This window comes from Flavobacterium sp. Arc3 (assembly GCF_041431375.1).
In the GTDB taxonomy this organism is placed as follows: domain Bacteria; phylum Bacteroidota; class Bacteroidia; order Flavobacteriales; family Flavobacteriaceae; genus Flavobacterium.
On record NZ_JASMRI010000006.1, the window covers coordinates 49,741 to 63,718 of the forward strand.

General features: G+C 32.5%; 10 protein-coding genes. 3 read left to right on the top strand and 7 right to left on the bottom strand.

Annotated features, from left to right (window positions below; all coding sequences use genetic code 11):
* Positions 1–71 precede the first annotated feature (71 nt).
* Together QO200_RS05695 and QO200_RS05700 are read right to left on the bottom strand one after the other, a co-directional pair.
* Entirely contained in the window at positions 72–3,722 is a 3,651-nt protein-coding gene (locus tag QO200_RS05695; RefSeq protein ID WP_371537805.1) for a M1 family aminopeptidase, read from the bottom strand.
* Positions 3,722–4,600 carry an ABC transporter ATP-binding protein gene (locus tag QO200_RS05700; RefSeq protein ID WP_371537497.1) on the bottom strand — a complete coding sequence of 293 codons (879 nt, stop codon included), beginning with the start codon at positions 4,598–4,600 and terminating at the stop codon, positions 3,722–3,724. The genes QO200_RS05695 and QO200_RS05700 overlap by 1 nt, the downstream gene beginning before the upstream one ends.
* Before the next feature lie 135 nt (positions 4,601–4,735).
* On the opposite strand from QO200_RS05700, the gene thiL reads away from it, so the two are divergent.
* Positions 4,736–5,782 carry a thiamine-phosphate kinase gene (thiL, locus tag QO200_RS05705; protein WP_371537807.1) on the top strand — a complete coding sequence of 349 codons (1,047 nt, stop codon included), beginning with the start codon at positions 4,736–4,738 and terminating at the stop codon, positions 5,780–5,782.
* A gap of 60 nt (positions 5,783–5,842) precedes the next feature.
* Here thiL and QO200_RS05710 read toward each other — a convergent pair whose 3' ends face one another.
* The 5 genes from QO200_RS05710 to QO200_RS05730 form a co-directional block, all read right to left on the bottom strand.
* Positions 5,843–6,535 (bottom strand): response regulator, encoded by a 693-nt coding sequence (locus QO200_RS05710; RefSeq protein WP_371537500.1) that lies wholly within the window; start codon positions 6,533–6,535, stop codon positions 5,843–5,845.
* Positions 6,536–6,537: 2 nt separating this feature from the next.
* Positions 6,538–8,502 carry an ATP-binding protein gene (locus QO200_RS05715; RefSeq protein WP_371537503.1) on the bottom strand — a complete coding sequence of 655 codons (1,965 nt, stop codon included), beginning with the start codon at positions 8,500–8,502 and terminating at the stop codon, positions 6,538–6,540.
* A gap of 195 nt (positions 8,503–8,697) precedes the next feature.
* Positions 8,698–8,991: a 3-oxoacyl-ACP reductase gene (locus tag QO200_RS05720; protein WP_371537506.1), complete on the bottom strand. Its 294-nt coding sequence runs from the start codon at positions 8,989–8,991 to the stop codon at positions 8,698–8,700.
* A gap of 181 nt (positions 8,992–9,172) precedes the next feature.
* Positions 9,173–9,985: a LytR/AlgR family response regulator transcription factor gene (locus QO200_RS05725; protein WP_371537509.1), complete on the bottom strand. Its 813-nt coding sequence runs from the start codon at positions 9,983–9,985 to the stop codon at positions 9,173–9,175.
* Positions 9,986–10,336: 351 nt separating this feature from the next.
* Positions 10,337–11,878 (bottom strand): glycine--tRNA ligase, encoded by a 1,542-nt coding sequence (locus tag QO200_RS05730; RefSeq protein WP_371537512.1) that lies wholly within the window; start codon positions 11,876–11,878, stop codon positions 10,337–10,339.
* Between the two features lie 94 nt (positions 11,879–11,972).
* Between QO200_RS05730 and QO200_RS05735 the strand changes: the two genes are divergently transcribed.
* Complete coding sequence (locus QO200_RS05735; protein WP_371537515.1) at positions 11,973–12,656, top strand: ComF family protein; 684 nt, start codon at positions 11,973–11,975, stop codon at positions 12,654–12,656.
* A 299-nt stretch (positions 12,657–12,955) separates the two neighbouring features.
* On the top strand, positions 12,956–13,564 hold the full coding sequence (locus QO200_RS05740) for a superoxide dismutase (protein ID WP_371537517.1): 609 nt from the start codon (positions 12,956–12,958) through the stop codon (positions 13,562–13,564).
* Positions 13,565–13,978 lie beyond the last annotated feature (414 nt).

Consider the following 13,978-nt stretch of genomic DNA (forward strand, 5'->3'; position numbering starts at 1 on the left):
CTGATATTTAAAAATTCTAAAAAATAAAAAGGCGAAGATTTAAATCTTCGCCTTTGGGTTAATTTAATAAATTACAATTTCTTTCGGTTATCATCTGAATTCGCATCAATTAATTTATTGTAGGGATCAACTCCTACTTCCGAGGGTTTTTCATTAACAACTATGGTTATTTTATTATCAATTTTATCGATTTTATATTTCTTTAAATGCAATTCCTTTTCGGCACTTTTACCTTTAACCTGCTCTTCGTTAAAAACACCAATCTCAATATAATCCTTTAGAGGAAAGGATGTTGTTGCGATTCTATCTCCCTTTTTCTTGTAAGATAAAGTTTTTCCCTTTGCATCTTTAAAAATTCGCTTCCCTTGATCATCAGCTCGGTATTTTACAACTTCAAACTCAATATCTACTTGGTATTTTCCATTGGCTAATTTTTTCGAAGTCGCTTTTTTAATTCTGTTGTCATATAAGGTAATTGTTTCAAACATGTCATTAATTACATATTTTAAAGAATCTGGAGTGGCTTGTTTTAAAAGCTCGACAAGTTCCACAGAATTGGTATATGGAGCCTCTTGATAACCTACTTTTTGAATGTATGATTTCAAAACTCCATTTAATTTTTCTTCTCCTATAAAATCACTTAAAGCATAAAACACATGAGAACCTTTTTCATAATGAATGTATTGTTGATTTTCATTATACATCAATGGTTTCTCCTTTTTCTTCTCCATCGTTCTTCCCCTTAAATAATTGTCTAGAGATACTTTCAAGAATTTTCGCATTTGCGATTTACCATATTTATGTTCTAAAACCTTTAGAGAACTGTATTCAGATAAACTTTCGGATAACATAGTAGCACCTTGAACATTTGCCCCAATAACCTGGTGTGCCCACCATTGATGCGCTACTTCGTGAGAGGTTACTGCAAATGGATAATCTACCGCAGCTTTATCATCATCATTCACAGCTGCTATAAAACCTATAGCTTCAGAAAAAGGAATTGTATTAGCATAAGACTGCGCAAAAGTTCCTACCGTCCTAGGATATTCCATAATTCGAACTTGCTTGTGCTGGTATGGACTAAAATTAGCAGTATAATAGTCAAAGGATTTTTTTATCCCAGAAACCATTCTGTCCAAATTGTATTCATGTCCTTTATGGTAATAAATTTCAATATTTACATTTTTCCACTTATCACGTTTAACTTCATATTTAGCCGAATTATAAGCATAGAAATTAAGCGTTTTTTGGTCCATTTTGTAATGAAAATAATTCCTTCCGTCCTTGTTCCATTGCTTTTGCAAATAACCTGGAGCAATTGCCGTCTGGTCGCCAGAAGTACTTACAGTAGTTTCAAAAGTAACCCAGTCAGCATCACTGCTGATGTAGTTGTTTTTCCTTGCAATTGAATCCATTGGACTAGCCATTCTTTCTTTTGCCTTCAAACCGTGTTTCTTTCTAACATCATCGTCACTCAATTCTCCGTTTTCACTATAACCAATAGACGGAAAAGAACTGTTGTTAATAAAGGTTCCGTTATAAATCACTGGCGAATTATTCTTAAATAAATTATTGGCTTTATTTTTTACTTCAAAAGACATCTCAATAGAATCTCCGGGAGCTATGGCTTTAACCAACTTATAGATGTTGAAATTAAAAACAGTGTCTTTAGAAACCAGCTCTACCCGTTTTGAAAACGTAATCTGCGTTTCATAGTCGTTATAATTCACAAAAACAGAATCGATGTTTTCTTTGCTTTTATTCTTCAACAAATAAGTTCCTTTAGCTGTAAAATTTCTCTCTTCCGGAAATAAATCCAGATTAACTTTGATATCGGTGATTCTAGGCTGTGCGTAATTTTGATACTTTTTATACTTCTTTTCCCAAGCGACCGCCAAATTTTCAGACTCTTGGTTTGTCCTGTATTCGTTTACAATGTTATCCTGATAGTAAATTGAACTACCAAGAGCAAAAAACCCAATTAATGGAAGAACTACTAAAATTGCGGTATTTCTATTCCATCTTGCTTTAGCATCCGAAAACCTTGCCTTTGCCGACTGTCCTATTCCTCTTGTCCAGAACAGAAGTGTCATCCCAAAAAGAACTAGCCCCAGCAGCAACCAATATCCTTTGTACAAATAATACAATGCTAAATTGCTTCCATATCCATTCATGTCAGAATATTGAAACCCTGTGTCGCTATTGAATCGGTAAATCCTTTGTTCTACTCCAATTTTCGGAAGAAAAACCAAACCTATGACAAGAATAAGCAGCACAAAAAACCCAAGCAGGTAATTTTTGAACAATGTTTGAATAAAAAGCGCCAAAAAAGCCCAAATCACAAAGTCTACTAGTTTCACCGCATACAGTTCAAATAGATAGTGTCCGATTTCAAAATTAAAATACCCCTTATAACATTGAATTGCTATTCCGCCAATCATTATGACCGCCAAAAGCACCATTTGCATTTTAAATAATGCCAGAAATTTGGAAAATAACAAAACCCAGTTCGGAATTGGAGTTACGTCAATCAAATGGTTCATTCTGGCAGCTACACCACGATGAATTAAAATTCCAGCAAAAAGAAAAGTCAAAACATTTATAAAAAGACTAAATGTACTTCCAGGGATCAATAGCATTTGCCAGGTCACAGGATAGGTTTGTGTCCCAAAAATTTCACCCGCAGTCAATGATACAATTAAAATAAACATTAATCCAACTAGTACAATGCTAATAAAAATCCAGTTTTTCACAATGAATTTAAAATCCACTTTGGATAAATTCCAGGCGGTTTTTAAATTTTGTTTAGTCGAAAAATTGAGCTTTACCTGGGGTAAATTGATTCTTGTAATTCCTCCAAAATTATTTTTTGTAATTCGCTCTTCTTTTTTACTTCTTCCAATGGTTAAGGCATTTTGGGTAAACGAAAAATAACGATACAAAAAACCAAAAATCAGAAGTGAAACCCCCAGCCAAATCATTCTATTATATATGACTACTCCTTCAAAAGGAAGTAAGTTTACGTTTTTTTCTGAAACGGTCCAATACTGAGTATAGTATCGCAATGCATCACCACCAAAAGGATTTAGAAGTCCTGCAATAAAACGATTGTCAGCATCATTTGTAAAACTACTAACTATACTTTGAACAAACAATAATAAAATCACAGTTATAAACCCAACGGAAATATTTCTGGTGATAGTTACAACTGCAAAGACAATTACACCGTAAAAAAATAAATTCGGAATTACGAAAATAAAATAAATTTGTAAATAAGCAATAATATTAACTGGCCCTAACAAATCTTGATTTACATATGGTAGAAAACTTGCACAAAAAGCACCCAAACCGATAGCCAAAACGATTAATATTACTATTGTCAACGAACTCAAAAACTTCCCTAATAAATAATCCGTTTTTGTAAATGGATAAGAAAACAGAATCGTATGCATGTTATACTTAAAATCCCTGTATACCGATGCCCCAATTATCGAAGGCAACAGGAAATAAGTAAACACAGAGAGTACGTTGATAATTTCGTTCAATGCTATTGGCGAATTAGCTAAAGCATTGGAGGATGTTGTGACAGTAACATTGTCAAAAACACCCAAACTACTCGCCATCATCAACATCGAAAGAATAAAGAAAATAGCAATATATATGTAGAAAGATGGATTTTTGAACCACCTTTTTAACTCAAAAGTAAATATAGTTCCTAACATCATATTGAATCATTTTTTAGTGCAACAAAATATACATCTTCAAGTTGAGGGAGAGAAGAAACAAAACTTTCATTTGGTTTATTTGAACTGTGAACTCTAATGTTTAGAGTATTATCCTCGTTGTAATTAGAAGAAATAACATTGAACTCATTTTCATTTTCTTCTAATGTCTCCCGTTCTATAATTTTGGTCCAAATTGTACCACTTAGCGCATCTGTAACCGCTTTTGGCGTTCCCTGAGTTAAAATTTTTCCCCCATTTAAAATTGCCATTTCATTGCAAAGTTCTTTTACATCATCTACAATGTGTGTGGAAAAAATTACAGTGTGATTTGTTCCTATTTCACGTAATACATTTAAAAAACGATGTCTTTCGGCAGGGTCTAAACCAGCCGTTGGTTCATCGACAATAATTAATTTCGGATTATTTAACAACAATTGCGCAATTCCAAAACGTTGCTTCATCCCTCCAGAATACCCATTTACATCTTTCATTCGAACTTCATATAAATTGGTAACTTCCAAGACTTGCTTTACAATTGCAGCTCTATCTACTTTTGAAGCAATTCCTTTTAACTGAGCAAAATAGTCTAACAATTTTTCGGCAGACATATTAGGATAGACTCCAAATTCTTGAGGCAAATAACCTAAGACCTTGCGTAAACCCATTTGATCTTCCAATACATTAATACCCTCAAACTCAATTGTACCAGAATCCGGTTTTTGTAACGTAGATATTGTACGCATTAAAGATGATTTCCCAGCCCCGTTAGGACCCAAAAGCCCAAACATCCCAGTTCCTATTTCGAGATTCAAATTATCCAAGGCTTTTACACCGTTTTTATACGTCTTACTAAGATTAGTTATTTTAAGCTTCATTCTAAAAGGTTTTTATGGTTTATATAATAAGTATCATCTTGTTAAAAACGTTACAATAATAAATTATAAAACTTTATAAAGATCAAAATTTACAACCTAATTATCTTCGTACCTTTGTCTTTTAAAATAAACATGATGATTGAAGATAAAACCCCACAACGTACAAGTATTGCTCAATTAGGAGAATTTGCATTAATTGATCACTTAACAAAAAACTTTGAAATCATCCAGCCTTCGACTTTAAAAGGAATTGGTGATGATGCAGCAGTACTGGACTTTAAGGACAAGAAAGTCGTTATTTCTACAGATATATTAGTTGAAGGAGTCCATTTTGATTTGGCTTACATGCCCTTAAAACATTTAGGCTATAAAGCGGTGACTACAAATATTTCTGATATTTGCGCAATGAATGCAAAGGCTACGCAAATAACAGTTTCTATTGCAGTTTCTAATCGTTTCCCTCTAGAAGCATTAGACGAATTATTTGCAGGAATCACACATGCTTCAAATGAATATAAAGTTGACGTTATTGGTGGAGATACTACTTCGTCACAAAAAGGATTAATCATCAGCATAACCGTAATTGGCGAAGCAGATGAAGAAGAGATTGTCTATAGAAATGGCGCTAAACAAACCGACTTATTAGTAGTTACAGGTGACATTGGAGCTGCTTATATGGGACTACAAGTTTTAGAGCGTGAGAAGCAAGTTTTTCAAGTAAATCCAAACTCACAACCTGATTTAGATGCTTATACTTATTTGATTGAGCGCCAACTAAAACCAGAAGCTAGAAAAGACGTTCGTACCTTATTGCATGCCTTGGAAATAAAACCAACATCAATGATTGACATTTCAGATGGATTATCCTCGGAAATCATGCATTTATGCAAGCAGTCAAATGTAGGCTGTAATTTATACGAAGATAAACTACCACTTGACCCGCAGTTGATAAATGTATGTGAGGAATTTGATATTGATTCTACTACAGTAGCCATAAACGGTGGTGAAGATTATGAATTGCTTTTCACCATTGCCATGGAAGATTTTGAAAAAATTAAAGGAAACCCTAATTTCTCTATCATTGGCCACATGACCCAAGAAAGCGAAGGAATACATTTAATCACCAGAGCGGATACTAAAATTCCTCTAAAAGCACGTGGCTGGGACGCTATGACTGAATAAAAAACCAAAAACGGCATTTATAAATTTATAAATGCCGTTTTTTTTATACTTGTTAGATCGTTAAAATAACAATCCAATATTTCTTGCTTCACGAACTAGATCGACGTCACTTCCATCAATTACATTCAACAATTCTTTAAGATTTAACTTTCTAACTTCGATTGCATTTAAAGATATTGGTATGTATTGCGGCATCTCTTTGGCTTTTGTTCCTTTAGACAAATGAAATAAAATCTGCTTATCAAACAAATCAATTTCAATACTATGATTTTGTGACTCTAACATTTTAATAACCGATTGGCTGTAATATGTTTCGTTCTTTATCACTTTATCAAAGGCAAATAGTAGCTCATCAAATGTTAAATCATTTTTTATAACCAATCCATTCGGATTTATATTTTTTATGATTGTTTTTATCTTTAAAAACTCCGTGAACATTGTAAGTAAAATGATTTTGCAATTCGGCATATGTTCCAAAATCAATTTGGCCACATCTTCACCTGAATAAATACCCTTATCTTCATAAGGCGGCATACTTATGTCTAAAAAAGCAATATCAAAAGCTTGAGATTTTGGGTTTGTGATAACATTATATGCTGATTCACAATCCTTTGCTTCTGTTATAAAAAACTCATGATGCGTTGGATTATATCTTGTAATTGCATTCTTATATCCTTGTATAATAAACGGATGATCATCCACAATTAGTATATTACTTTTTGCAGTTGTTGGGGCAGCTGAATCGATTGTCATTTCTATGTAGGTATTTGTTTTTGTTCGATTGGAATTATAATGGTAATAATTGTACCTTCTCCTTTTTTTGATTTTATATGAAATTCTCCGTGACATTCTTTTGTTCGAGAAAGCATATTTTGAATACCTATACCTTTCTTTTTCACTGTTGCATTAAATCCTATTCCGTTATCGCTGATTATTAACGATAAATTATTATCCTTCTTTTTCAATTCAATTTTAATAGTATTGGCATTGGCATACTTATTAATATTTTGAAGCGACTCTTGCATGATACGGTACAAATTAATCTTTACCGAGTTCACTAATAACTCCCATTTTATAGTGCTATCAATATTTGAAATCAGTTTAGACGGATATGTTTTTCTTTGTTCTTCAAACAGATTGTCGACAATGGCAACGAAGTTATTAATTAATTCTGATTTTTCCCTATTTAAATCATGTGAAATTTCACGAATATCTTGTTCTATATTCTTTAACTCGGATAAGTAACCACTTCTTTGGCTGACCGCCACCTCATCTTGGAATCCATTTAGACCATCTAAATTCATACGAACACCAAACATTCTCCCTAATACACCATCATGTAGTTCCTGGGCAACTCTTCTTTTCTCTTCAACTCTATTCGTTTCTATTGTATTTTGCTGAGATATCATTAAATTATAAATATCCTCATTAGCTTTCTGTTGTTGTTGCTTATACAAAAGCACCCTATTTTTTGTTTTCTGGTCCTTAATAATATAGGTAAGCAACCCTAAAATCGCCATAAAACTAAAAGTATATACTAAATTTCTGTTTTGAATTGTTAAATCTGAATTCTCCCCTTTTATTACATCTGTTTCATACTCGATACGAGAGAATTTCTCCCCCATTCTACGCTCAGCGTTTTGTAATTCCTCATTGATATGAATATATTCCCTATTATAAACTGCTGCTTTTTTTGGCTCAATAATCGACAATTGCTTTAAAGCTACTAAAACATCCCGAGAAACATTCATTGATTTAGCTAACATTAAAGCTTCATTTGAATATTTTAATGCATTCACAGTATCCTTTTTTGACGCAAAATACTCCGACAAATGAATTTTATTGATAAATACTCCATTAGTAAATTTCAAACTATCCTTAAGTTTTAGAGATCGATAAAACAAATCTGGAAGACCCGTTGATTCATTTAGCTTAAATTTAGCATAGGCTAAATTATCCAACAGCAAAGCAAAAACATAAGGTTTTTGGATACTCAGTTTTTCTTCCTCTAAGCCTTTTTGAAAATAGCTTTTGGCTAACGCATACTTTTTAGCATTTAAATATAGAAACCCAATGTTATTATAAGAAGTAGCTCTAGATTGAAACTCAATAGGTATTACATTATCATCGATAACAGATAATGCTTTATTATGATAAGCAAGCGCATTATCAAATTCTTCTATTTCACCGTAGGTAATCCCTAACAGATTATAAGCATCATAATAAATACTATTTACTTTCTTTTCGCTTTTAATTATACGAAGTACATTAAAAACAGATTTCTCGCAACCTAAAAAATCCCCTGCTTTAAATTGTAAAGTTGCTTTATTAATTAAAACCTTAGCTAAATTCAACTTACTACCTAATTTTTCATAAATCTTTTCCGCTTTATAATAAAATAGAAATGCAGTATCAGAAACTCCTTGAGAATCATAATACTCTCCTAAATAAGTGTACGATTTTGTCATACTCAAAGTATCCTTAGCTTCTACTGATTTATTTAAAACAATTTTAACAGTTTTCCTAAAGTTTTTCCAATTATTTAAATTGTAATATCTGTTTGCAACTTTAAAAAAATTTACTCTATTTAAAGAATCATTTTCATCATTAGTTACAATATCATAAGCTTTTTGAGTATACTGTAATCTATCCTCTCGGGGTAACGCTAAATCATTAGCTAAGGTAAAATAGTTAGACAAACTATCTTGCGAAGATACCATGTCATTATTATCCTGGTTTTTTTTGGAACAACCAAAAAAAGCATACAGAAGTACAACGATTATATATAAGTTATTTTTATCTTTCAATTATCGATCATGATTTTCATCAAAAATAGTAAAATAAAACTATTACCATAAAAAAAAGGCTATCAAATAAATGATAGCCTAAATAAGTTCGAAATTATAATTTTAGAATCAGTCTAATTTCATGTTTCCACCTGCAGCATTTCCGCCAATGATATCTAATTTCATATTTCCGCCAGCAGCATTTCCGCCAATGATATCTAATTTCATGTTTCCGCCAGCAGCATTTCCGCCAATGATATCTAATTTCATATTTCCACCTGCAGCATTTCCGCCAATAATATCCAATTTCATGTTTCCACCTGCAGCATTTCCACCAATAATACTATTAGTTTCAGGAGTAGTAAAAGATGTTAGAGTCATTACTAAAGAAAACAGTCCGATTGTTAAGATAGATTTTTTCATAATTTGGGAATTTTTTATGTTATTTGTTTGTTTTTACATTTATATAACGACTTGATTTCTTTGTCATTACAATGTAAAAGTACACAAGAGCTTTCGCTTTTTCCTACAAGAAAAAGAGTAAATGGTAGGATACACTCGTTTGATAGTGAACGGTACCCAAATCTTGGTAGATGGCTGTTTTTTAAATTTCTAAGTAATTTCCATTGGAAATTTCAGAAATTATAAGGTCGATGTTAGCCTTATATGACTTCGAAAAAGGAATTTTCGTCGCATTGTTTTTGATAAAACACACGGCATTCCCTGTGTGAATCCTTGAAATATAACGCGCATTAACAATATAACTATTATGAATCCGGACAAAAGGATACGATAAGATAGCTTCAAAGTGTTTCAATGTTTTGAACGCAGTAATCATTTCGCCACCATTTAGGTGAATATCTGTAGAATTGTTGTCGGCCTGTAAATAACAAATATCTCTGGCATCAATATACCTATGATCACCATACGATTTTATACACAATATTAGAGGTTTGTCAGTCGCAATAGTCTCATGCTGCACTGCAACCGTTGGTCTCTCATCTAAAACATATGATTGAGCTATAACAGTGGCACTATCAGCGTTGAATTTATTCAACTTTAAGATTGATTTTACAAAATCGATGCGCGCCAAAGGCTTCAAAATATAATCTGTAACATTATATTGAATTGCTTCGTAGGCCAAATCCTTCTTCGAAGTGGTAACAATAATTTTAGGAATTATTTTCAAATAGCGGTGCAATTCATTGATAAGCAACAATGATAGCTTACTCTTTTTATTTGAAGGATCAATCTCGAGAAAAATTAATTGGGGAGTATGTTCTAATATAAGATTTAAACCATCATCATAACTGTTTGCCGAAGCGACGAAGGCTAGCTCCGAAAAACTATCAGCCATGGCCTTTGTTTTCAAAACACTTTCTTGATCATCATCAATAATAATGTACGAATAGTTCATTTATGGCTGTTCCTAAATTGTTAGGCGTATTATTTGCGGTATAACCCAGCTTACACTTCAAATAATAGCAAAATCTATGGTAGTTTTGGGAAACTCTTTAAGTAAAAAAATCAATTATTTTTCATTTTTTAACAAAATAAAAATACATGATTCATTGAGTATTCATGTGTGTTGTTAATATGTTGTTAACAAATGTTCATAGATTATGATGAAATGCATATAAATCCGATTAAGTACGCAATTGTCGCGACCCGAAATGACCTCATTTTAAACACTATACATATTTAACGACTAAAAAACAAAAGGCTTTCCAAATTTGGAAAGCCTTTGTATACATTATAAAGTAACTGATTACATTTTCATTAACCAATTTTTCATCGACACCTCATTTTCAATTATCGAATTCAATTCGGATATTTTAACTCGATCTTGTTTCATCGTATCACGATGACGAATCGTTACTGTTTGATCCTCTATAGTTTGATGATCTACTGTAATACAAAACGGAGTTCCCAATGCATCTTGTCTTCTATAGCGACGACCTACCGCATCTTTCTCATCATAGCCCACATTGAAATCCCATTTTAAATCTTCAACAATTTTATGGGCTATTTCAGGTAAACCATCTTTTTTAACCAATGGTAAAACTACTGCTTTTGTAGGCGCTAACACCGATGGTAGTTTCAATACTGTTCTAGTTGAACCATCTTCTAAAGTTTCTTCTTTTAAAGAAGTCGCAAAAACGGCCAAGAACATTCTGTCTAATCCAACAGATGTTTCCACTACATAAGGAACATAATTCTGATTCAATTCAGCATCAAAATATTGTAATTTTCTACCTGAGAATTTCTCGTGTGCTTTTAAATCAAAATCAGTACGAGAGTGAATTCCTTCCAATTCTTTGAATCCAAAAGGAAAATTAAACTCTATATCAGCCGCTGCATTAGCGTAATGAGCTAGTTTTTCATGGTCATGAAAACGGTAATTTTCTTTCCCTAAACCAAGAGATAAATGCCATTTCAATCGTGCTTCTTTCCAGAATTCATAATGCTTCATTTCATCTCCTGGACGTACAAAAAATTGCATTTCCATTTGTTCAAATTCACGCATACGGAAGATAAATTGTCTCGCTACAATTTCATTTCTAAAAGCTTTACCTGTTTGAGCAATCCCAAAAGGAACTTTCATTCTTCCCGATTTTTGAACATTCAAGAAATTTACAAAAATACCTTGAGCAGTTTCAGGACGCAAATACAAATCCATTGCGGTATCTGCTGATGCTCCTAATTTTGTTCCAAACATTAAATTAAACTGTCTTACTTCTGTCCAGTTACGAGAACCTGTTTCAGGACAAGCTATTTCTAACTCTTCAATTAATGCTTTTACATCTTCTAAATCTTCATTTCCTAAAGAACGACCTAAACGCTCTAGAATTTCTCTTTCCCTAGCCTTGTACTCAACAACTCTAGTGTTAGTAGATACAAATTCAGCTTCATCAAAAGAATCGCCAAAACGAACTTTTGCCTTTTCAACCTCTTTAATTGCTTTGATATTAAGCTTTTCAGCATAATCTTCAATTAAAACATCGGCTCTATATCTTCTTTTCGAATCTTTATTATCAATTAATGGGTCATTAAAGGCATCTACGTGGCCCGAAGCTTTCCAAGTTGTTGGATGCATTAATATCGAGGCATCAAGACCTACAATATTATCATTCAACTGGACCATTGCTTTCCACCAGTACTCACGGATGTTCTTTTTTAACTCTACTCCGTTTTGCGCATAATCATATACCGCACTTAAACCATCGTATATTTCGCTTGACGGAAAAATAAATCCGTACTCTTTTGCATGCGAAATTACATTCTTAAATATGTCTTCTTGTTTTGCCATACTGCAAAAATATAAAAAGTGAACTAAAAAAAAGAAAAATAGCAGAAGTTTGAAGCATTCATTTTCATATTTTTATAAATAAATTAGCAATTAAATGGTTAAATATCTTTTAAATCTATTCTTTCCTCCCGTATGCAGTGGATGCAACTCATTTTTACTGACAAATGAAAAAGTAATATGTACGTTGTGCAGACATCATATTCCTTTAACAAATCATCATTTAATTCCAGAAAATGAAGCTTTCAAAAAATTTTACGGCAGAATTCATTTAGAATATGCTTCTGCTTTTCTTTATTTTCATAAAAAAGGAATCGTTCAAGAACTTATCCATAAATTGAAATATAAAGGGCATGAAGAAATAGGAACTATTTTAGGAAACTGGTACGCAGAAGATCTAAAGGAGAATATGGCCCTAAAAACAGCAGATATTATCATCCCGGTTCCTTTGCATAAAAAGAAATTTAAAGAAAGAGGCTATAATCAGGTAACTAGTTTTGGATTAGCTCTTTCAGATGAATTAAGAATACCTTATAATGATTCTCTATTGTTTCGAACCGTTTATTCAAAAACACAATCGAAAAAAAATCTATTAGGTAGAACAGAGGGAATTGAAACCGTTTTTGATGTTTCCTTCTATGAAAAAGACCATAACAAACACTATCTTCTTGTTGACGACGTAATCACAACAGGCGCAACCTTAGAAGCCTGCTCCAGAGCTTTGTTGAAAATTCCAGGAGCAAGAATTAGTATTGTTTGTATGGCCATGGCACAGTCCTAATATTCGCATTTTAATCGAAAGCATGAAAATAACATATCCTATTTTGATTGGTATTTTAATTTAGAAAAAGAATTAGAAAATCAGGACGTAAAATGGTCGAGACAAAGCTTGAAATGAAATTTTAAACCATTCATATTTTATAATAAATTACATTTCATCTCGCTAAAAGGGCGATAATCAGAAGAAATAAGAACACTATCAATTAAATAAATGTTATAATAGCTAAATAGAATTTCCAATTCCAAAGTTAAATGTTTAAATTTGAATAAAATTTTTATAAATCATTAAACAAATATATCATGGCTTTTGAATTACCTCAATTACCTTATGCGTACGACGCATTAGAACCTCATATTGATGCACGTACGATGGAGATTCATTACACGAAGCATCATAATGCCTATACTACTAATCTTAATGCAGCAATTGCAGGTACAGATATGGAAGGCAAGACAATCGAAAACATTTTGATTAACCTTGACATGAAAAATACTGCTGTTCGTAATAACGGTGGAGGTTTTTACAATCACAATCTTTATTGGAATGTAATGACTCCAAACGGAGGCGGACTTCCAACAGGAGATTTATTAACTGCAATTGAAACTGCTTTTGGATCTTTTGAAGAATTTAAAGCAAAATTCAGCAAAGCGGGTGCTGCTCAATTTGGTTCAGGTTGGGCTTGGCTATGTGTTCATAAAGGTGGTAAACTTGATGTTTGTGGAACTCCAAATCAAGACAATCCATTAATGCCTGGAATAGGATGTGGTGGAACTCCAATCTTAGGAATGGACGTTTGGGAACATGCATATTATTTACATTACCAAAATAGAAGACCTGATTATATTGAAGCTTTCTTTAATGTAATTAACTGGACAGAAGTATCTCGAAGATTTGCATCTGAGAAATAGTAAAAAAAGGTTAGAAGTACGAGATGGAAGGATTGAAGTTAAAGTTAATTCCTAAATACTCCATCAAATATTATACAAGAAGACGGATGAACTTACTAAGTTCATCCGTCTTTTTTATTTGTTTTTATTTCTTTTACTTCCCAACTCACCTTTCTAACCTTTTCATAGGTTTATTACATAAAAAAGGCGGAATTGCTTCCACCTTTTTTGCCCCAAATCTACCATAAACTTAACCTACTAATTTTATGGTGACATAAACTTAATCCAAAAAAACACCGTCTGCAACTATTTAAGACCAACAACATATAAAAACGATAAAATGCTAAAAATTAGACTCTTACCCTCTAAATTAAGACAAATAACATACTAAATACTTCGTTTTTAATGTTAGCTACCAGAATACAATAGCGCTCT

Bases quoted from the DNA above. Each gene is read 5' to 3' on its own strand.
- QO200_RS05695 (WP_371537805.1), bottom strand. From the start codon at position 3,722: ATGTTAGGAACTATATTTACTTTTGAGTTAAAAAGGTGGTTCAAAAAT.
- QO200_RS05700 (WP_371537497.1), bottom strand. From the start codon at position 4,600: ATGAAGCTTAAAATAACTAATCTTAGTAAGACGTATAAAAACGGTGTA.
- thiL (WP_371537807.1), top strand. From the start codon at position 4,736: ATGATTGAAGATAAAACCCCACAACGTACAAGTATTGCTCAATTAGGA.
- QO200_RS05710 (WP_371537500.1), bottom strand. From the start codon at position 6,535: ATGACAATCGATTCAGCTGCCCCAACAACTGCAAAAAGTAATATACTA.
- QO200_RS05715 (WP_371537503.1), bottom strand. From the start codon at position 8,502: ATGGTATCTTCGCAAGATAGTTTGTCTAACTATTTTACCTTAGCTAAT.
- QO200_RS05720 (WP_371537506.1), bottom strand. From the start codon at position 8,991: ATGAAAAAATCTATCTTAACAATCGGACTGTTTTCTTTAGTAATGACT.
- QO200_RS05725 (WP_371537509.1), bottom strand. From the start codon at position 9,985: ATGAACTATTCGTACATTATTATTGATGATGATCAAGAAAGTGTTTTG.
- QO200_RS05730 (WP_371537512.1), bottom strand. From the start codon at position 11,878: ATGGCAAAACAAGAAGACATATTTAAGAATGTAATTTCGCATGCAAAA.
- QO200_RS05735 (WP_371537515.1), top strand. From the start codon at position 11,973: ATGGTTAAATATCTTTTAAATCTATTCTTTCCTCCCGTATGCAGTGGA.
- QO200_RS05740 (WP_371537517.1), top strand. From the start codon at position 12,956: ATGGCTTTTGAATTACCTCAATTACCTTATGCGTACGACGCATTAGAA.